General features: G+C 63.4%; 14 protein-coding genes. 6 read left to right on the forward strand and 8 right to left on the reverse strand.

Translation table 11 applies throughout. The features are described from left to right. Positions 1–59 precede the first annotated feature (59 nt). The gene (locus NG900_RS06950) at positions 60–1,451 is read left to right on the forward strand and encodes an MFS transporter (protein WP_252678369.1); all 1,392 of its coding nucleotides are present in this window, start codon (positions 60–62) and stop codon (positions 1,449–1,451) included. A gap of 413 nt (positions 1,452–1,864) precedes the next feature. Here the strand turns inward: NG900_RS06950 and NG900_RS06955 are convergent, their stop codons facing one another. Both NG900_RS06955 and NG900_RS06960 read right to left on the reverse strand, forming a co-directional pair. Beyond that, positions 1,865–2,998 (reverse strand): alpha-hydroxy-acid oxidizing protein, encoded by a 1,134-nt coding sequence (locus NG900_RS06955; protein ID WP_252678371.1) that lies wholly within the window; start codon positions 2,996–2,998, stop codon positions 1,865–1,867. Next, positions 2,979–3,266: a hypothetical protein gene (locus tag NG900_RS06960; RefSeq protein WP_252678380.1), complete on the reverse strand. Its 288-nt coding sequence runs from the start codon at positions 3,264–3,266 to the stop codon at positions 2,979–2,981. Before NG900_RS06960 ends, NG900_RS06955 begins: the two co-directional genes overlap by 20 nt. Positions 3,267–3,416: 150 nt before the next feature. Here NG900_RS06960 and NG900_RS06965 point away from each other — a divergent pair, with 150 nt between their 5' ends. The 3 genes from NG900_RS06965 (at position 3,417) to NG900_RS06975 (ending at position 6,016) form a co-directional block, all read left to right on the forward strand. After that, on the forward strand, positions 3,417–4,586 hold the full coding sequence (locus tag NG900_RS06965) for a 4-hydroxybenzoate 3-monooxygenase (protein WP_252678382.1): 1,170 nt from the start codon (positions 3,417–3,419) through the stop codon (positions 4,584–4,586). A 236-nt stretch (positions 4,587–4,822) separates the two neighbouring features. Continuing rightward, entirely contained in the window at positions 4,823–5,161 is a 339-nt protein-coding gene (gene fdxA, locus NG900_RS06970) for a ferredoxin FdxA (protein ID WP_252678384.1), read from the forward strand. Positions 5,162–5,194: 33 nt separating this feature from the next. Continuing rightward, positions 5,195–6,016 carry a crotonase/enoyl-CoA hydratase family protein gene (locus NG900_RS06975; protein ID WP_252678386.1) on the forward strand — a complete coding sequence of 274 codons (822 nt, stop codon included), beginning with the start codon at positions 5,195–5,197 and terminating at the stop codon, positions 6,014–6,016. A gap of 14 nt (positions 6,017–6,030) precedes the next feature. Here NG900_RS06975 and NG900_RS06980 read toward each other — a convergent pair whose 3' ends face one another. Continuing rightward, on the reverse strand, positions 6,031–6,564 hold the full coding sequence (locus tag NG900_RS06980) for an Mpo1 family 2-hydroxy fatty acid dioxygenase (protein ID WP_252678388.1): 534 nt from the start codon (positions 6,562–6,564) through the stop codon (positions 6,031–6,033). A 163-nt stretch (positions 6,565–6,727) separates the two neighbouring features. Between NG900_RS06980 and NG900_RS06985 the strand changes: the two genes are divergently transcribed. Next, positions 6,728–7,459, forward strand: a complete 732-nt coding sequence (locus NG900_RS06985) for a Crp/Fnr family transcriptional regulator (RefSeq protein WP_252678390.1) — start codon at positions 6,728–6,730, stop codon at positions 7,457–7,459. Between the two features lie 124 nt (positions 7,460–7,583). Then, on the forward strand, positions 7,584–9,686 hold the full coding sequence (gene fusA / locus NG900_RS06990; protein WP_252678392.1) for an elongation factor G: 2,103 nt from the start codon (positions 7,584–7,586) through the stop codon (positions 9,684–9,686). Positions 9,687–9,740: 54 nt separating this feature from the next. On the opposite strand, the gene NG900_RS06995 is transcribed toward fusA, so the two are convergent. The 5 genes from NG900_RS06995 to imuA form a co-directional block, all read right to left on the reverse strand. Then, entirely contained in the window at positions 9,741–10,877 is a 1,137-nt protein-coding gene (locus tag NG900_RS06995) for an SLC13 family permease (RefSeq protein ID WP_420804123.1), read from the reverse strand. Between the two features lie 161 nt (positions 10,878–11,038). Continuing rightward, positions 11,039–11,581 (reverse strand): helix-turn-helix domain-containing protein, encoded by a 543-nt coding sequence (locus NG900_RS07000; protein ID WP_252678401.1) that lies wholly within the window; start codon positions 11,579–11,581, stop codon positions 11,039–11,041. A 553-nt stretch (positions 11,582–12,134) separates the two neighbouring features. Then, the gene (locus NG900_RS07005; RefSeq protein ID WP_252678403.1) at positions 12,135–15,362 is read right to left on the reverse strand and encodes an error-prone DNA polymerase; all 3,228 of its coding nucleotides are present in this window, start codon (positions 15,360–15,362) and stop codon (positions 12,135–12,137) included. 6 nt (positions 15,363–15,368) lie between these two features. Continuing rightward, positions 15,369–16,943 (reverse strand): Y-family DNA polymerase, encoded by a 1,575-nt coding sequence (locus NG900_RS07010; protein WP_252678405.1) that lies wholly within the window; start codon positions 16,941–16,943, stop codon positions 15,369–15,371. Then, positions 16,876–17,832, reverse strand: coding sequence for a translesion DNA synthesis-associated protein ImuA (gene imuA, locus NG900_RS07015; RefSeq protein WP_252678407.1), 957 nt, complete (start codon positions 17,830–17,832; stop codon positions 16,876–16,878). The genes NG900_RS07010 and imuA overlap by 68 nt, the downstream gene beginning before the upstream one ends. Between the last annotated feature and the right edge of the window lie 282 nt (positions 17,833–18,114).

The raw sequence follows: 18,114 nt of genomic DNA on the forward strand, positions 1-18,114 counted from the left end.
AGCGCGGCGGTGGTATTGCGTCGCGTGTCCGCGTGCGTGGCGCCTCAGCGGAGGCCAGCATGAACCACAATCAGACTACGGTCGATATCGGCACGGTCCTTGATGACGGACCGTTTTCCCTCGCGCAGAAGATGGCGGTGCTGCTGGCAGCGTTTGCCATCGTCATGGACGGCTTTGACGGCCAGTTGATCGGCTTTGCCATCCCCGTGCTCATCAAGGAGTGGGGCATCACGCGTAACGCATTCGCCCCGGCGGTGGCTGCCGGCCTGGTCGGCATGGGGCTGGGCAGCGCGCTGGCCGGCCTGTTTGCCGATCGTTTCGGGCGACGCTGGGCGCTGATCGGCAGCGTGTTCCTGTTTGGCGTGGCGACGTGCTCGATCGGTTTTGCACCCAATGTGGCGACGATCGCCGCCCTGCGATTTATCGCTGGCCTGGGTATTGGCGGCGCGCTGCCAAGCTCCACGACGATGACGGCGGAGTTCACGCCTGCGCGGCGCCGCACGCTGGCGGTGACGGCTACGATCGTCTGCGTGCCGCTGGGTGGGATGCTGGCCGGCCTGTTTGCGGGCCACGTGCTGCCGCTCTATGGCTGGCGTGGGCTGTTCTGGATCGGCGGTGCACTGCCACTGGTGCTCGGGTTCGTGCTGGTGGTGGCCCTGCCCGAATCGCCGCGCTTCCTGGCACGTCGCCAATCGCACTGGCCGCAACTGGCGCATCTGCTGTCGAAGATGGAGCGCGATGTGCCGGCCCATGCGGTGTTTGCCGACGTGGCTGGTCAAAAGGTCATCCAGCACGCGAGTTTCCGTTCGCTGTTCGCGCCAGGGCAAGCCCGCGACACGATGGCGCTCTGGACAGCGTTCTTCATGTGCCTGCTTGCCGTGTACGCTGCGTTCAGCTGGCTGCCGACGATGCTGGCTTCAGAAGGTTTGAGCGTGAGCGTGGCGGGCTCGGGCCTGACTGCGTACAACCTGGGTGGCGTCATTGGCGCGCTCGCGTGCGCCGTCGTCATTGCCCGACGTGGCTCGCGCTTGCCCATGGCGATCTGTTGCGCGGGCGCCGCCGCAAGCGCGTTTGCCTTGCAAGGCGTGGACGCCAAGCTGAATACCAACCTGCTCATCGTGGGTCTCGGCTTGCACGGCTTGTTCGTCAATGCGGTCCAATCGACGATGTACGCGCTATGCGCCTATGTCTATCCGACGGCGGTACGCGCCACGGGCACGGCATCGGGTCTTGCTTTCGGGCGTCTCGGTGCGATCCTCAGCGCATTTGCCGGCGCAGCCATCATCACGGCAGGCGGCGCAGCGGCCTATCTAACGATGCTCGGAGTTGCGATGCTGGTGGTGCTCGTGGCGCTTCTAGCCATGCGCGAGCACATTCCTCGGTCAAGCAGACGGTCTACCCGTGCAACCCTGGTGGATCCCATCCCACCCGGCAAACCCATCAAACCCTAGCCACGGCCCTCCCCTAGCGCAGTGGCACATCCGGGTGGTGCGGCAAGGTTTTATGGATGGATAGAGCCCCGGCCGCTTCAAGCGGCCGGGGCCCACATGGACACCTGCATCGCCCGTTCCACAATGAGCCGCAACCGCTCAGCAAACTGATTTGGAAAATGCGTCTCGAGAGCTGCCAACGCGATTTGGCAGATATCCGCCACCGGGAGCGGGGCATTTGCGATATCGCCTTCTCATAGGGTTCCAGCGACGTTACGTCCTTCAGCCGCTGCTACCGGAAGCATTACGGTATGCCACCGCGCGAATGGCGCCTGTGCCAGGATGGCGACCGGAAAGCGATTCTCTCCGCAGCGTGATATGCGCCGCCAACATCGTGGTGCCTTTGTTGGGGCGGGGGAAAAGGATCGAGTGTGTCAGCGCTGAACGAGATGCGATGGTTCCAATGCAGCAGCGCGTGCGCATCCGATCAGCGCCAAGGTTCGCTCCATATCGGCACGGAACATCGCGAGCACTTCGTCAACACCGGCCTCACCGCCAGCCGCCAGACCGTATAGCAGCGCGCGGCCAAGCATCACTGCATTGGCTCCGGAGGCGAGCGCCTTAATGACATCTCGGCCATTGCGGAAACCACTGTCGACGATGATTGCCGTGGTGCTTCCCACCTCCTTGGCAATGTGGGGCAGAACTTCGATAGGCGCAGGAAAATCTGCCAGTTGCCGGCCACCGTGGTTCGACACAATGACGCCGTCAATGCCCAGCGCACGGCAGCGCGCTGCATCGCTGGCGCTCAAGATGCCCTTGACAAACAGTTTCCGCGGCCAGCTGTTGCGCAGCGCGGCCAGATCGTCCCAAGAGAAACCAGCATCCATGCGCCGCTGCAGAAGTGCAGCTTGAACTTCCAAGTTGGCCGTACCCTCTGTTTGTACATTCGGCAGCGTGGGGAATCCACCCACGATCTGCCTGGTCAACCAAGCCGGGTGAGTCAACGCATCCAGCGCCATTCGCGGGCTGAGGCGCATCGGGACAGAAAAGCCATTGCGCAAATCGCGTAGCCGGTTGCCGTTGACGGTCACATCGGTCGTAAGAACCAACGCTTCGTAATCAGCCGCCAACGCTCGCGCCGTGAGTGCCCGTGCATGCTCGGGGTGAACAACGTACAACTGAAACCACAGTCTCGCGGAGACGCGCCGTGCCAAGTCTTCCAGCGACACATTTGAGGCCGTCGATAACGCGAAGGGAATCCCTGCTCGGGCCGCGGCTCGCGCGAGCATGACATCTCCATCCGGGCGGCATGCGCCAGTCAACCCCATCGGCGCAACAATCAGCGGAAGCTCCATGCGCTGGCCAGCCAACATGGTCGAAAGATCCCGAGTACGGACGTCGGTCAATCTGGACGGCGAAAATCGCAAGCTTTCGAACGCGGCACGGTTGTGCTTAAGCCCCGATTCGTCATCCGCGCCGCCTTCGATGTAATCGAAAACCATGCGGGGCAGATACCGCTGGGCGGCACGGCGGTAGTCCTCAATGCTAAAAAAAGCTGACTTCATTTACCGCAAACTCCTCACGCTCTAACGAATCCATGTAGCTGTGTGCCATGGCTTTGGTGACGTCATACCCCACGTCGCCCCAGTCATCGCCTGATGCATATTTCTGCTGCCCAACAAACCCCACTGGGCACCAGGGCGGCCCGAGAATAAACAACCCACGCATGTCGCAAGCATCCACGCCTTCAAAACGCTGGTGACGAGCACTTCGCCCTGCGATTGTTACAACGTCACACCGCGATCTCATATTGCCGATTGCGCGAGAAGTCATTACGCATCGGCATGGCGTTCCTGTGATTCGTGCTCCCGCGCGCCCCAAAGCTTTATTCAATACTCAGATAGTTGCTATCCAAAATATCGCATTGCTGAATAGAGGCGTCTCCTACCAAACTGCCGCCAGACAAGTTGATCGGAGACAAGTATGCGTACACAAGTTGGCATCATCGGTGCAGGTCCAGCGGGTCTGCTTCTCTCGCATCTGCTTCACTTGCAAGGCATTGATTCCGTTGTGCTGGAATCTCGAAGCCGTGAGCAAATTGAGTCGACCATCCGCGCCGGCGTTCTTGAGCCCGGCACGGTCGATCTGCTGGCTGAGGCGGGACTCGGAGCCCGCATGAAAGCAGAAGGCACAGTCCACGACGGTTTCGAACTCGCATTTGGTGGCAAACGCCGCAGAGTCGATCTGGTTGAGCTGACCGGCAAAGCAATTACCGTGTACGCGCAGCACGAGGTCCTTAAAGACTTGGTCGCCGCACGTTGCGCAGCCGATGGCGCGCTCTATTTCAATGTGTCAGGCACGACAATCGACGGCATTGATTCTGATGCGCCATCGATTCGATTCCAGCACAGCGGTGCCGAACATACGCTTCACTGCGACTTTGTCATTGGGTGCGATGGGTCCCAAGGCGTATCACGAGCTGCCATCCCGGAAGCCCTTCGGCAAGACTACGAGAAGGTTTTCCCCTTCGGATGGTTTGGCATTCTTGTTGAAGCGCCGCCATCGTCCGACGAATTGGTCTATGCGCACCACGACCGAGGCTTTGCGCTGGTCAGTACGCGGTCCTCGACTGTGCAACGCATGTACTTCCAATGCGACCCGAAGGACTCAGTGAACGCATGGTCAGATGACAGAATCTGGGCCGAAATGCATACCCGCGTCGACACGGAAGACCAACAGGTCATCGAAGGAAGAATCTTCCAGAAGAATATCGTCGGCATGCGCAGTTTCGTTTCGACGAAGATGCAACACGGTCGCCTGTATCTCACTGGCGATGCCGCGCATATCGTCCCGCCGACAGGCGCAAAGGGACTGAACCTGGCTGTCTCCGACGTGCGCGTTCTTACTGCTGCGCTTCAGGAGTTCTATCGATCCGGGCGAGAACACCTGCTTGAGGCGTATAGCGAAACAGCCTTGCGGCGGATCTGGCGCGCAGAGCACTTCTCGTACTGGATGACGCGCATGATGCATCGGCTAGACGGAGTTTCACCATTCGAGCAACAGCTGCAGATCGCAGAACTGGAGCACGTGACAACCTCGCGATCTGCCCTGACGGCGCTGGCGGAAAACTACGTTGGAACCTCTGCCGTTTGATACAAGCAGAATCTCGCTGCCGGGGAGCTCGCGGCGCTGCGCGGGCGAGCTCTTCCCATCCAGCGTGTAGAGCCAGGAGCGCGATTGTCTTGCTCCCGGACAGCCGACTCGAGCCACAGTAGGCAACCTCTCCGACGAGATGCCCCCCTGTACGAAAAGCCCCTCAGCCTGACGCCCGACCAAGTTCGCATCGATGCGGCATAATTTTGAACAAATTTTGGACACCCCGCGCCGCCATGCCGTACGTCGTTACCGAATCCTGCATTGCCTGCAAATACACCGACTGTGTAGCCGTCTGCCCGATGGACTGCTTCCACGCCGGCCCAAATTTTCTGGTGATCGACCCGGATGAATGCATCGACTGTTCGATCTGCGTGCCGGAGTGCCCCGTGGGGGCCATCTATCCGCAGGCGGAGGTGCCCGCTGATCAGCAGGACTTCATTGCGTTGAACGCGCAACTCTCGCGCCGCGCCGATTGGCCCCGCCTGACCAAGATGCAGCCGCCGCTGCCCGACCATGCCCACTGGGCGCAGGTCAAGGACAAGCGCGATGCACTGATCGTGGCTCCGGAATAAACCCGCTTCTCATTTCGCACAGAAAATCGCCCCATGACTGATCGCATCCTGCTCAGCATCGACGCCGGCGTGGCCGAAGTGCGGCTCAACCGGCCCGACAAGATGAACGCCATCGACCCGGCCATGTTCGACGCGCTGGTCGCCATTGGTGAACGCTTGATGAACGAGCCCGACCTGCGTGCCGTGGTGCTGTCTGGAGAAGGACGCGCATTCTGTGCCGGGCTGGACATGGGCAGCATGGCGAGCCTGGGCAGTAACGATGCCAGCAGCGGTGGCGGCCGCCTCGCCAGGCGCACACACGGCGCGGCCAATGTGCCGCAGTACGCCTGCACGGTCTGGAGCGACCTTCCGGTGCCGGTGCTAGCGGCGGTGCATGGTGTTGCCTATGGCGGAGGCTTGCAGATTGCCCTGGGCGCGGACGTGCGCTACGTGAGCGCCGACACGCGCCTGTCCATCATGGAAATCAAATGGGGCCTCGTGCCCGACATGGGCGGCATGGCTCTTACGCGCGGCCTGGTGCGGCCGGACCAGTTGCGCGAACTGATCTACAGCGGGCGCATCGTCAACGGCGAGGAAGCCCGAGCCCTGGGGCTGGCCACACACGTGGTGGAGGACCCGCGTGCCGCGGCACTGGCAGCCGCGCGAGACATTGCCCAGAAGAGCCCGGATGCTATCCGCGCGGCCAAGCGCTTGATGCGCGTCGTGGAAGACGGCGACACTGCTGCCATTCTGCTGGCCGAATCGATCGAGCAAGACCGCCTGATCGGCGGCGCCAACCAACGCGAAGCAGTGCGCGCCGGGATGGAGAAGCGCGCGCCGGTCTTTCAACCCGCCGCAAAAGCGGCTGGAGAATAAACCGCGCGATGCGCTCAGGCGGCAGCCTGCTTGCCGCTTAGCGCCGCACGCATCGTACGCGAGCGCTCGACCACCTCGTCACGCAGCTTTGTGCGCAGCCCCATCGCAAACGCCGTCTCGGCCACCAGGAACAGCGGGCCGATCACCAGCCCCACCAGATCGTCGACGAAGGCCGGCTTGCGCCCCTCGTAGTAATGGCCGACAAACTGGATGATCCAGCCGATCACGAACAGGCCGATGCCCACCGACAGCCATGCCGCCGTCGAGTGTGCTGCCACATGGTTACCCGCCCATACGCACAGGCCGACCAGCACGAACATCACCACGCCGAACACCACGTCCAGGCGCAGGTAAAACAGCGTCGCCAGCGCCAGCACGATCAGCGCGGGCGTCACGGCCACGCCTGACAACTCCGCGAACACCGGCCGCGACAAGAGCACTGCCACCGCCAGCACAATCGCCGGAATGCCAACGAAGTGCGTGGCGATATTGCGGCCGTCCTGGTGATAAGCGGCGTAGGTGGAAAGATGGTCGGACAGGGTCCGCATGAGGCCTCCGTTTTGTGCGTTTGCAGCATGGACGCTCCTGCCGCACGCTCGTTATGATCATTTCATCCTAGTCAGTGGATGGCACGGCGCTCTGTCGCGTAGCCGACAAACTCCATCTTTCCGAAACCTTCTTCAGCCGGCCATCGGTCATGGCCCCGCCCCAATGGATCACCCAATCGCCCCGTCCGGCCCACTGGATGCAGCGTCGTACCGTGAGCGCCTGCACGCCAGCACCTGGTTCGGCGCGCTGACGGCCGCTCTGCAGGACGCGCTGATCGGCATTGCCGCCGTGCGACGCCTGGGCGCCGGGGAAATCCTCTTCCAGCGTGGCGACCCGCCTGACGGCCTGTACTGCGTGGTGGAAGGCACGATCCGCATTGGTTCGACCAGCGCCGATGGGCGCGAAGCCCTGCTGGCGGTGCTGGAGCCCGTCAACTGGTTTGGCGAAATCGGCGTGTTCGACCGTCAGCCCCGTACGCACGATGCCCGCGCCGACGGCAACACGACATTGCTGCACATGCCACAAGCCGCGCTGATCGCCCTGCTGGACAGCACGCCGGCGCTGCTGCACGCCTTCGCCCTGCTGCTCACTCACAAGCTGCGCCTGACCTTCACCATCCTGGAAGAAACCGCCCTGCTGCCCGCCCCCGTGCGCGTGGCCCGGCGCCTGCTACTCATGGCCGATGGCTACGGCGATCTGCGCCTGGGTAGTCGCCGCGTGCTGCACGTGCCGCAGGAGCAGCTTGCACAACTGTTGGCGCTGTCCCGCCAGACCGTCAACCAGGTACTCAAGGACTTGCAGGCGCGCGGCATGCTCAGACTGGCTTATGGCGAAATCGAACTGCTGGACTTTGCCGGCCTGCAGGCGCTGGCCAACGCACCGGCCCGGGGGTGAAATTTCATCCAATACCCCTACATGCGGTGAGATAGGAGGAATCCTATAATGTGTTCCCACTCGCACATTCGCCCTTCGCATGGTGTGGAGACGGCGATGCGAGTCTTTCTCGAAGAGAACCATCATGCCCCGCCAGACCCCCATCGAGCGCTATCGCAACATCGGCATCTCGGCGCACATCGACGCCGGCAAAACCACCACGACCGAGCGCATCCTGTTCTACACCGGGGTCAATCACAAGATTGGCGAGGTGCATGACGGTGCCGCCACGATGGACTGGATGGAGCAGGAGCAGGAGCGCGGCATCACCATCACGTCGGCGGCCACGCACTGCATGTGGCGCGGCATGGCCGGCAACTATCCGGAATACCGCATCAACATCATCGACACCCCGGGCCACGTCGATTTCACCATCGAGGTAGAACGCTCCATGCGCGTGCTCGACGGCGCCTGCATGGTCTACGACTCCGTGGGTGGCGTGCAGCCGCAATCGGAAACCGTCTGGCGCCAGGCCAACAAGTACAAGGTGCCGCGCATCGCGTTCGTCAACAAGATGGACCGCATTGGCGCAGACTTTTTCCGCGTCGAGCGCCAGATGCGCGAGCGCCTGAAAGGCAACCCGGTGCCGATCCAGATTCCCGTTGGCGCGGAAGACGGCTTTCGCGGCGTGGTCGACCTCGTCAAGATGAAAGAAATCCTGTGGGACGATGCCTCGCAGGGCGTTAAGTTCGAGTACACCGACATCGACCCGGCCCTGCTGCCCATCGCGCAGGAATGGCGCGAAAAGATGGTCGAAGCCGCCGCAGAGGCCGATGAAGAGCTGCTCAACAAATACCTCGGCGGCGAAGAGCTGACCGAGGACGAGATCAAGCGCGCCTTGCGCAAACGCACCATTGCCGGCGAAATCCAGCCGATGCTGTGCGGCTCCGCGTTCAAGAACAAAGGCGTGCAGGCGATGCTTGATGCGGTGGTCGACTACCTGCCCTCGCCGGTGGATATTCCCGCCATCGAAGGTCACGGCGAAAACAATGAACCGCTGGAGCGCCACCCGAGCGACAGCGAGCCGTTCTCCGCGCTCGCCTTCAAGATCATGACCGACCCGTTTGTCGGGCAGCTTGCGTTCTTCCGCGTGTACTCGGGCAAGATCAACTCGGGCGATACCGTCTACAACTCGGTCAAGCAGAAGAAGGAGCGCCTGGGCCGCATCCTGCAGATGCACGCCAACCAGCGCGAAGAGATCAAGGAAGTGCTGGCGGGCGACATTGCCGCCGCTGTGGGCCTGAAAGACGTGACGACCGGCGAAACGCTGTGCGACCCCGAGCACATCATCGTGCTGGAGCGTATGGAATTCCCCGAGCCCGTCATCAGCCAGGCGGTGGAGCCCAAGACCAAGGCCGACCAGGAAAAGATGGGCATTGCGCTGAACCGCCTGGCGCAGGAAGACCCGTCGTTCCGCGTGAAGACGGATGAGGAATCCGGCCAGACCATCATCTCGGGCATGGGCGAGCTGCACCTCGAAATCCTGGTCGACCGCATGAAGCGCGAGTTCGGCGTGGAAGCCACAGTCGGCAAGCCGCAAGTGGCCTATCGCGAAACAATCACCAAGACCGCCGAAGATGTGGAGGGCAAGTTCGTCAAGCAGTCGGGTGGGCGCGGCCAGTACGGCCATGCAGTCATCACGCTGGAGCCGAACCACGACAAGGGCTACGAGTTCGTCGACGAGATCAAGGGCGGCGTGATCCCGCGCGAGTTCATCCCGGCGGTGGACAAGGGCATTCGTGACACGCTCAACACGGGCATCCTGGCCGGCTACCCGGTGGTGGATGTGAAGGTGCGCCTGACCTTCGGCTCGTACCACGACGTGGATTCGAACGAAAACGCATTCCGCATGGCCGGCTCGATGGCATTCAAGGACGCAATGCGCAAGGCAGGCCCTGTGCTGCTGGAGCCGATGATGGCCGTGGAAGTGGAAACGCCAGAGGACTACATGGGCAACGTGATCGGCGATCTGTCGTCACGCCGTGGCATGGTGCAGGGCACGGAAGACATTCCGGGCGGCGGCGGCAAGGTCGTGCATGCCGAAGTGCCGCTGGCCGAGATGTTCGGCTACTCCACCAACCTGCGATCGCTCAGCCAGGGGCGCGCGACATACACGATGGAGTTCAAGCACTATGCAGAAGCACCGCGCAATGTGTCTGAAGCCGTGATGTCAGCCAAGAAGGTCTGACGCGCCGCGTTGTGCATGTGAAAACGGCCACCTTCGGGTGGCCGTTTTTTCTGTTCAGCGCAGCCACAGCAGCCACGCATACACGATACCTGCTGCGGCAACCAGAAACGGCATCGAGTACGCGTGAAAGACCCACCAGGCTTGCCGATCCCCCAGCATGCGCAAGGCAATCAGGTTGGCCAATGACCCGATCAGCGTTCCAAAGCCGCCCACGCTGACCGCAAAGGCAATCACCGGCCAGTCATGCGAATACTCGGCCAGCAGGATCGCCGCCGGCACGTTGCTGATGAACTGCGACACGCCAATGCCGGCCCAGTACAGATGCATCGGGTCGCTCAATGCCAGTGCGTCCAGCGCCTGCCGCACTGCGCCAAGCTGCGCCACCAGCCGCAGGTCGATGAACATCAGCATGAACACCAGCAGCAAGCCCCAGTCCACGCGCGCCAGCACGTAGCGCGCGCCGATGAGGTACAGCACGATCAGCCCGGCCGCCGCCGCCAATGGGTGACCCAAATCGGTCAGCACAAGGAACGGCACGTACAGCACGAGCGCCGGCAGCAGCAGGCGCTTGTGCAATTCCACGTCGGTGGTCTCGGCATGCAGGTGAATCTCCCTCGATGCAAACGCAAACCACGTCAGCGCCAGCAGCAGGACCATCAGCAGCAGGACCATCGGCGTCATCTGCCAGACGAATGCGCCAAACGACAGGCCCGACTGATGCCACAAAAAGAGGTTCTGCGGATTGCCGATCGGCGTGAGGGCTGAACCGGCATTGACCGCCAGCGCCTCGAAGATCACCAGCCGCGCCACGGGCAGCGTTGCCACCTGCCGCAGGCCGACCGTCAGCGGCACGATCACGAACAGCGCAACGTCGTTGGTCAGCACCGTCGAGAGCGCCGCCGAAGCGCCAACCAGGCTGAGCGCCAGCGCTCGCTCGCTACCGACCACTTCGACGAGGCGCGTGCCTAGCAATTGCAGCATGCCGCTGGCCTCTACCGCCTTGGTCAGGATCAGCAACCCAGCCAATGCGGCAATGGTGTGCCAATCCACCAGCGCGGGATAGTCGACGATGCGCCGGGGCGCCACGAGGGTCAGGGCGCCACAGATGACCAGCAGCGACCAGAAAAAAACGTCTTGCTTGAGGTGGTGCCAGAACGGCGGGTGATGCGGAACGGCTTGCGCCGTGTGCATGCGAGACGGACTGCCGTGCATACGAAGGGAAAGGAAACGTTGGCGCAAACGCGCACAAACCAGCCGGGCGCGGTTTGCCCGGCCGATTTTACGTGCGACTGCCTCGTGCGCTCAACCACAGGCCGGGCGGACTTGCGTGCCCAGCCTGTGCGGGGTTCAGCTTACGATTCGCGCGAGCCGGATCCCGAACCGGGGCGGTCTGAGCCGCCCGACGTGCCGCCAGACGAACCACCCGCAGCCGGCCGGTCAGAGCCGGTCATGCGCGAGCGGTCTTCCGTGCTGCCGCCAGCGTGTGGCGCACCTTGCTGGCCGGCTTGGCTGTGAGAAGCGCCCGGATGATAAGCCGACTGCGGATGGCGCTCCGGCCCACGATACTGGCCTGCCAGACCATGACCGCCGGTGCCACCCATGCCCTGCTCCGAACGCTCGTGGCCGGCCTCGGCCCCACCGCCGCTTTGCAGCGGCTGGGTCGGGTGGCTGGCGATCACGCGTTCGATCTCGGCCACGGCCTCGCGCGGCGCCAGTACGACTTCCAGCCCCAGCGCGCCGGCCACGGCCATCAGCGTCGACAGGCGGGGATCAGCACGACCGGATTCCGCGCGCAAATACGCTTCGCGGGAGATACCGGCCATCTTGGCGACATCTTCCTGTTTGAGCTTGCGCGACTTGCGCAGACTGTGCAACTGCTTGAAAGGCTGTTCCATCTGTTCGCTCCTGCACCTGAGATGGGAAACACCGCCGGGTTGGAACCCGAACGATGGGCGGAAAATATGCGGATCCGGTGGTCTGCACCAAGGCCCGCGGTCATACACCGCGCGGCAGCGGCGGCCATGTCTTCCATGCACGCCGTTGCACACGTTTTTGGGGGCGGCCTCCGTGATGTGTTTTCTACAGAGTAGACGTAATTTCGACTGCACCCAATATCGACGCGTGATGAAAACGCACCACGTCACCCTGATTATGGTGACAAGGCGCGCCGAGGGTCAGTTCCCTCATAGATGCCGTTTTCTTCGCTTGCCGGGCCATTTTTGTGACGCCTCAAGCGCAAATCGTTGCACCCACACCGCGTTTCGTCGATCCGCGCTTGCCCTATCCACCGATCGGCGGGTGCCGGGCGGCAAGGGACCGCCTGCGGCTCCACCGTCACGGGGCAGACGGCCGCGCGTGTTTTGCGTCACGCAATTGCCGTGCCGGACGTGACGCAGCGGACAGTTGCAGAAATAAGCACGGCCGGCAGGCCACCGGCCTCGCGCAGGCTCAGTGGAAATCCCGGCTGGAGGTCGCCAGGCGGCCCAGAAGTGGGGTCAGGTCCACCAGATGCTGCGCGACGAGATGCCGCGTTTCCCGCTCACACTGCCATTTGCCGTAGACGCCCAGCAGTTGGGCGTTCAGCACCTCACGGCGCTGGCGCTCGATCAGGTGCGGCCATAGGATGACGTTGATGGCGCCGGTCTCATCCTCGATGGAAACGAAGATCGTGCCGTTGGCGGTGCCTGGCCGCTGCCGCACGGTAACGATGCCGCAGGCGCGCGCCAGTTGCCCGTTGCGGTAGCCGGCCAGTGTGGCCGCCGTAGCAAAGCGCATGCGTTCGAGCCGCGCACGCAGCAGCCCCACCGGATGGTTCTGCAATGACAGGCCCAGGCTGCCGTAGTCGGCCATGACCTCTTCGCCGATGGGTGGCGCAGGGAGCACGAGCGGCGCCTCCACCGGGCGGGCCTGGCGCAGCAGCGCGTGATCCCGCCCGGGCTCCTGCAGCGCGAGCGTCTGCCACAGTGCTTGGCGACGATGCCCCGCCAGCGGTTTAAGCGCATTGGCCGCGGCCAGCACGTTCAGGTCGTGGCGATCGAGTGCGGCACGGTGGGCCAGATCTTCCACGCTGGTGAACGGCGCCTGGGCACGCGCCGCTTCGATGCGTTCGGCAGCCGGCCGACGCATGCCGCGAATGCAATTCAGGCCGAGGCGGATGTCGGGCTGCCCGGTGCCATCGTCATCGGCGCGGAGGTGCAGCGTGCTGTCCCACGCGCTGGCCGTGACGTCCACTGGTAGCACGCGCACCCGGCTGCGGCGCGCCTCCTGCACCAGTTGCGACGGCGAGTAGAACCCCATCGGCTGGCTGTTGAGCAGCGCGGCAAAGAACGCCGCCGGTTCGTGGCATTTCAGATAGCTGCTGACATAGGCTAGCTTGGCGAAGCCGGCGGCGTGGCTTTCGGGGAAACCGTATTCGGCGAAGCCTTCCATCTGGCTGCACAGTGCTTCGACGAAGGCACGGTCGTAACCTTTCTTGTTGACCATCGTGTTCAACAAGCGCTCCTGGTGATCTGTGAGATTCCCTTTGCGGTTCCAGTTGGCCATGTCGCGGCGCAGGCGATCAGCATCATCGGCAGAAAACTCGCCCGCCTCCATGGCGATCTCCATGACCTGCTCCTGGAAGATCGGTACACCCAGCGTGCGTTCGAGTACGGCTTTCACCTCCGGGCCTGGATATATCACGCAATCGGTATTGCCATTACGCACGGCCTCTCGCCGCTGCAGATACGGATGCACCATGCCACCCTGGATCGGTCCTGGGCGCACGATGGCTACCTGGATTACCAGGTCGTAATACTTTTCTGGCCGCAAGCGCGGCAACATGGATTGCTGCGCGCGCGATTCGATCTGGAACACGCCGATGGTCTCGGCGCGGCAGATCATCTTGTAGGTGTCCTCGTCCTCCTTGGGCAAGTCCTGCATGGCGAGCTTGTTGGCCGTTTTGTAACGCGCCCGGCGACCAGGAAGTGCGTCCACCATATCGAGTGTGCGGCGAATAGCGGTCAACATGCCCAGCGCCAACACATCGACCTTCAATAAACGCAGCGATTCGAGATCGTTTTTGTCCCACTGGATAACGCGGCGGTTTTCCATGGCCGCGTTCTCAATCGGCACCAGGCGCGAGAGCTTGTTTTGCGCGATCACGAATCCGCCCACGTGCTGTGACAAGTGGCGTGGAAAACCGCGCAGCTCACTCACCAGTTCGGCCCAGCGCAGCACCAGCGGCGACTCTGGGTCCAGCCCCTGCTGGCCTGCACGCTCGGCAAACTCCTTTCGGCTGTCCCACCACGCCTGCCCTTTTGCCACTTGCTCGATGATGCCAAGATCGATGCCGAGCGCGCGGCCGACATCGCGCAATGCGCTGCGCGTGCGGTAAGTGATGAGCGCAGCGGCCAACGCGGTGCGTGTCACACCGTATTTTTTGTAGATGTACTGGATGACCTCTTCGCGGCGCTGGTGCTCGAAGTCGACGTCGATATCGGGCGGCTCGTTGCGTGCGCGAGAGAGGAAGCGCGCGAACAGCGTGTTGCCGTCGCTCGGATCCACCTCCGTGATTCCCAGGCAGTAGCACACCGCTGAGTTGGCCGCCGAGCCACGTCCCTGACAGAGAATCTTCTCATTACGTGCAAACTTCACCACGTCATAGACGGTCAGGAAGAATGGCTCGTAACCCAGTTCGGCAATTAGAGCGAGTTCTTTCTGAATCTGCGCGAGCACCTTGTCAGGCACACCGTCTGGATAGCGGCGCTCGGCACCCGCCATGGTTTCTGCATGCAGATACGCAGCGGGCGTCATGCCTTCAGGCACGACTTCGCGTGGATATTCGTATTTGATGTCGTCGAGCGAGAACTTGCACAAATCGGCCAGTTCCACACTGCGCTGCAAGGCGCGGACACCACGTTCACCCTGGTAGAAAAACGCAAGCTGCATGCGCGTGCGCATCGCCTGCTCCGCACTGGGCGCGAGTTCCAGCCCGCATTCGGCCAGCGGTTTGGACAAGCGAATGGCCGTCAGCACGTCATGCAACGGCTTGCGCTGACGCGAGTGCATCTGCACGCCACCGGTGGCGACCATGGGCACGTCAGTCTGCTCCGACACGGCTGCCACCGTGCCGCGATGGCGGTCATCCGCATGGCGCAGCGGCATCTCCAGCGCCATCGACAGCCGATCGCCAAATACGCGCTGGCACCACAGCGCCTGGGCCCGCAGTTGCTGCGGATTGGGATCGTAGTCAGGCAGCAGGATCGCCAGACAGTCGGGCACACCACGCAGGTGGGCGAGCTCGCCCCTGGGCGCGGCCAGGTCATCGGCCAGCAGGCGGTATTCCCCCTTGGGGGCGGCCAGCCGCGCATGCGTGATGACCTCGCTCAGGTTGCCGTAGCCCTCAATGTTCTGCGCCAGCAGCACCAGCCGCAGCCAAGGCTCACCATGGGCATCGCGCACCGTAACCCGGCTGCCGATGATGAGCTTCAGGTCATATTCCTTGGCAGCCACGAGGGCGCGTGCGGTGCCGGCCACGGAGCATTCGTCGGTCAGCGCCAGCGCCTGATACCCATACAGCTTGGCGCGCTCGACCAGCTCGTGCGGATGCGAGGCGCCCCTCAGGAACGTGAAGTTGCTGATGCAATGCAACTCGGCGTAATCGGGCAGCCGAGGCAGTGGCGTGGTCGTTGCCATGACGCCTCAGCCGAACAGGCCGTGCAGATACCAGCGGGCGTCTTCCTCTCCCGCGCTGGCAGAGACGCGCTCGCGATACACCCAGTAGCGCACGCCCCCCTCTCCTTCGGCGATGAAGTAGTCGCGCTTGATGAGGTCGTCGTCCCACCAGCCGGATTCAATGCGCTCGGGCATCGACACCAGCCGCAGCAACCCGCGGTAATACGGATAGTGCTGACGCGTCAGCAGCGGGATCGGCTTTTCCAGCAGCCACAGCGGGCGCTCGGGCTGTTGCGCGTGCCATTGCGCCAGCGCCTGACGCGCGGCCGCGCGGCTCTGCGCGGTGGTGGCAGCACTCACCTCGATCCAGTGGTTGGCACGCTCGGGACGGTGGTCGGCACACGGCTGCGGGTGCCGCACGTTGTCGGCACCCAGCCGCGCGATGAGCGTGTCGAGCAGGCGCGCAGCATCTTCGGCGCGGCCGCCGGGCTCGGGAAACAACGAGTCTGTGGGAGGGCTAAGCGGCGTGGCGTCCGTCACCGTCAGGCGCAGCTCGACCACCGGGGCGATCAGCGTGATCCGATGTACGCGCTCGTGCAGCACGCGCGACAGGTGTGCCAGCGTGCGGACCGGCTGCGCCAGCGCGATCTCCACCGGCGTGGATGATGCGTCATCTTCACTGCTACGGCCGCGCCGGCGCTCGTGCTCCAGCGTGAGCCGGTAGTTCTTGGCCCCCAGTTGATGCGCTGACAGCCAGCCCACCAGCTGCAGCAGTAGTTGCTCCGATGCAGCCAGCACACCTTCGGCGCTATCGATACGGCCCGGCAGCTCCAATGGCACGTCAAAGCGCAGCGGCGCGGCAAACCACGTGAAGCTCTCGTGCCCATCGCCATACGCTGCGTCGAGCGTATCGACCAGCAGTGGCCCGCAGCGTCGGCGCAGGCCACTCCGTGGCAAATCGCGCAAATCGGCCAACGTGCGGCAGCCCAGGCCTTCGAGCCAATCAGACCGCGTGAGGCGCGCCACTGCATCAACCGACAACCCATCGAGCAACGCCGACAAACGCGCCTGCCGTACCGCACGCCGCACGCATCCCGAGCGCGCGGGTATGTGACGGCGCCCACGCACCTGGGCTGGCCACGCGCTGGCAAGCCACGCCGCACCACGTGCCGTCGGCCCAGCGCCGAGCTGTGGCATGGCGCCCAGCCGCACCGCGCAATATTTCACCGCCCGACACAAAGCGCGATGCCCACCGAACAGACGTAAGCTGGCTTCGACCTCCAGCAGCACGGTCGCTTCATCCACCACATCCAACGTCACATGTGGTGTGAATGCCAGCAACGCCAGCGCCAGCGATTGCATCAGCCTAGCCTCGCCCTCCAAATCGCGCTCGAGCTGCATGGCGTGCGGCACCAACGCCTGCGCACCAGCCCGGCGCATGCCTGCGTGCACGCCCCCGCGCATCGCCAGACGGTTGGCCGACACCACGCGCTCCTGCTCCAGCACCACCACCGGCAACGGCAGCGCGGCCGGGTCAGACCACCGGGGTCGAAGCGCGTCGAGCGGGAGACGGGGCAGATGCACCGCGATCCAGAACGGCATGATCGAAGGTGTCCTGATCAATAGCGTCCGACAAGGCATCGAACGCAACAGAAGACGAAGAAGACGACAGCGCGGCCAGCAACTCCGCAGTGGCCGGGTCCATGGTGAACGGCTCGACGGGCTGCACAGGCAAGGACCGCACGGAAGCACGACCGGCCCGCAACGGATCCGCCAACGGCAGCAGCAACGGCGATTCACGCAGCGGCCCGCGCCGCTTGTGAAAGAGGATGGACAACACATCATTGCCGGCCGGCTCCAGCCCCAGACGCAGCACTGCCGGCGACGACTCGCGCAACGCCTGCGCCGGGCGAAACACCCAAATGGCGCTCTCACCCGCCTGCGCCAACACCTGCAGCCGACGCAACGCCCCGGGGCGCGCCTGGTTCAACCAGATCAGCACGCCACCAAAAGCCTGACTACGCACGATCTGCTCAGCCGCCCACAGCAGGTCTGCCGGCTTGTCGGCGCGCACCCAGACGATCTGCTCCGGAGAAAAATCCCAGCCCACAAGCCGCACTGCATTGGGTAGATACGGGGGCCCGACCAGAGCAATGCGCCCTGCCCCCCTACACAGCGTGGACAAGGCCGGGCGCAGCAAGCGGCATTCACCAATACCGGGCTGCGGGCACAGCAACTCGGTCAAGCCGCCAAGCGGCCAACCGTCCCCAGGCAGTTCGACATTCAACGCGTCATAACCGGTGGCAAGGACGCGCCCGCTACCTCGCGCCAAACTTCCGGCGCGCCACAGCGCCGGATGCAGTGTTTCGGGCGCCGGCACCGTCCTAGCTTTCCGTATGGGCAGACGTGATCCGCACACCGCGTGACCAACGAGGACAGGGAGTTCCACCGCATCTTCGGCGAGAAAAAAAGACGAGGACAGCGCAAGCATGACAACACCAAGGCAGGATAGATGAATACTGTATAAATATACAGTATGCCTGCTTCTCAAGGGTCCATATCTGCTTGAGTGAGTTCCGGAATTCGCAGCGCCAGAGGACGATTGTGATCAAGAGCCGCCTTGAGCCACAATCCAAGCGCGAGGCAGGCATGGGCTGGGGCCGTGCATGCTGCACAACCCGAGTTACGACTTCAACGACGCGCTGCTGCCGTTGGGGGCGACGTACTGGGTGAGGCTGGTGGAGCGGTACCTGGGGCGATCCTGAGGGGCGGG

The organism is Ralstonia soli (assembly GCF_023955655.1).
Classification (GTDB): domain Bacteria; phylum Pseudomonadota; class Gammaproteobacteria; order Burkholderiales; family Burkholderiaceae; genus Ralstonia; species Ralstonia soli.

Excerpts from the sequence above, each read along its gene's own strand:
- fdxA (WP_252678384.1), top strand. The coding sequence starts at position 4,823 with ATGCCGTACGTCGTTACCGAATCCTGCATTGCCTGCAAATACACCGAC.
- NG900_RS07010 (WP_252678405.1), bottom strand. The coding sequence starts at position 16,943 with ATGCCGTTCTGGATCGCGGTGCATCTGCCCCGTCTCCCGCTCGACGCG.
- NG900_RS06985 (WP_252678390.1), top strand. The coding sequence starts at position 6,728 with ATGGATCACCCAATCGCCCCGTCCGGCCCACTGGATGCAGCGTCGTAC.
- NG900_RS06965 (WP_252678382.1), top strand. The coding sequence starts at position 3,417 with ATGCGTACACAAGTTGGCATCATCGGTGCAGGTCCAGCGGGTCTGCTT.
- NG900_RS07000 (WP_252678401.1), bottom strand. The coding sequence starts at position 11,581 with ATGGAACAGCCTTTCAAGCAGTTGCACAGTCTGCGCAAGTCGCGCAAG.
- fusA (WP_252678392.1), top strand. The coding sequence starts at position 7,584 with ATGCCCCGCCAGACCCCCATCGAGCGCTATCGCAACATCGGCATCTCG.
- NG900_RS06955 (WP_252678371.1), bottom strand. The coding sequence starts at position 2,998 with ATGAAGTCAGCTTTTTTTAGCATTGAGGACTACCGCCGTGCCGCCCAG.
- NG900_RS06950 (WP_252678369.1), top strand. The coding sequence starts at position 60 with ATGAACCACAATCAGACTACGGTCGATATCGGCACGGTCCTTGATGAC.
- NG900_RS06995 (WP_420804123.1), bottom strand. The coding sequence starts at position 10,877 with ATGCACACGGCGCAAGCCGTTCCGCATCACCCGCCGTTCTGGCACCAC.
- NG900_RS06975 (WP_252678386.1), top strand. The coding sequence starts at position 5,195 with ATGACTGATCGCATCCTGCTCAGCATCGACGCCGGCGTGGCCGAAGTG.
- NG900_RS06960 (WP_252678380.1), bottom strand. The coding sequence starts at position 3,266 with ATGACTTCTCGCGCAATCGGCAATATGAGATCGCGGTGTGACGTTGTA.
- imuA (WP_252678407.1), bottom strand. The coding sequence starts at position 17,832 with ATGCTTGCGCTGTCCTCGTCTTTTTTTCTCGCCGAAGATGCGGTGGAA.
- NG900_RS06980 (WP_252678388.1), bottom strand. The coding sequence starts at position 6,564 with ATGCGGACCCTGTCCGACCATCTTTCCACCTACGCCGCTTATCACCAG.
- NG900_RS07005 (WP_252678403.1), bottom strand. The coding sequence starts at position 15,362 with ATGGCAACGACCACGCCACTGCCTCGGCTGCCCGATTACGCCGAGTTG.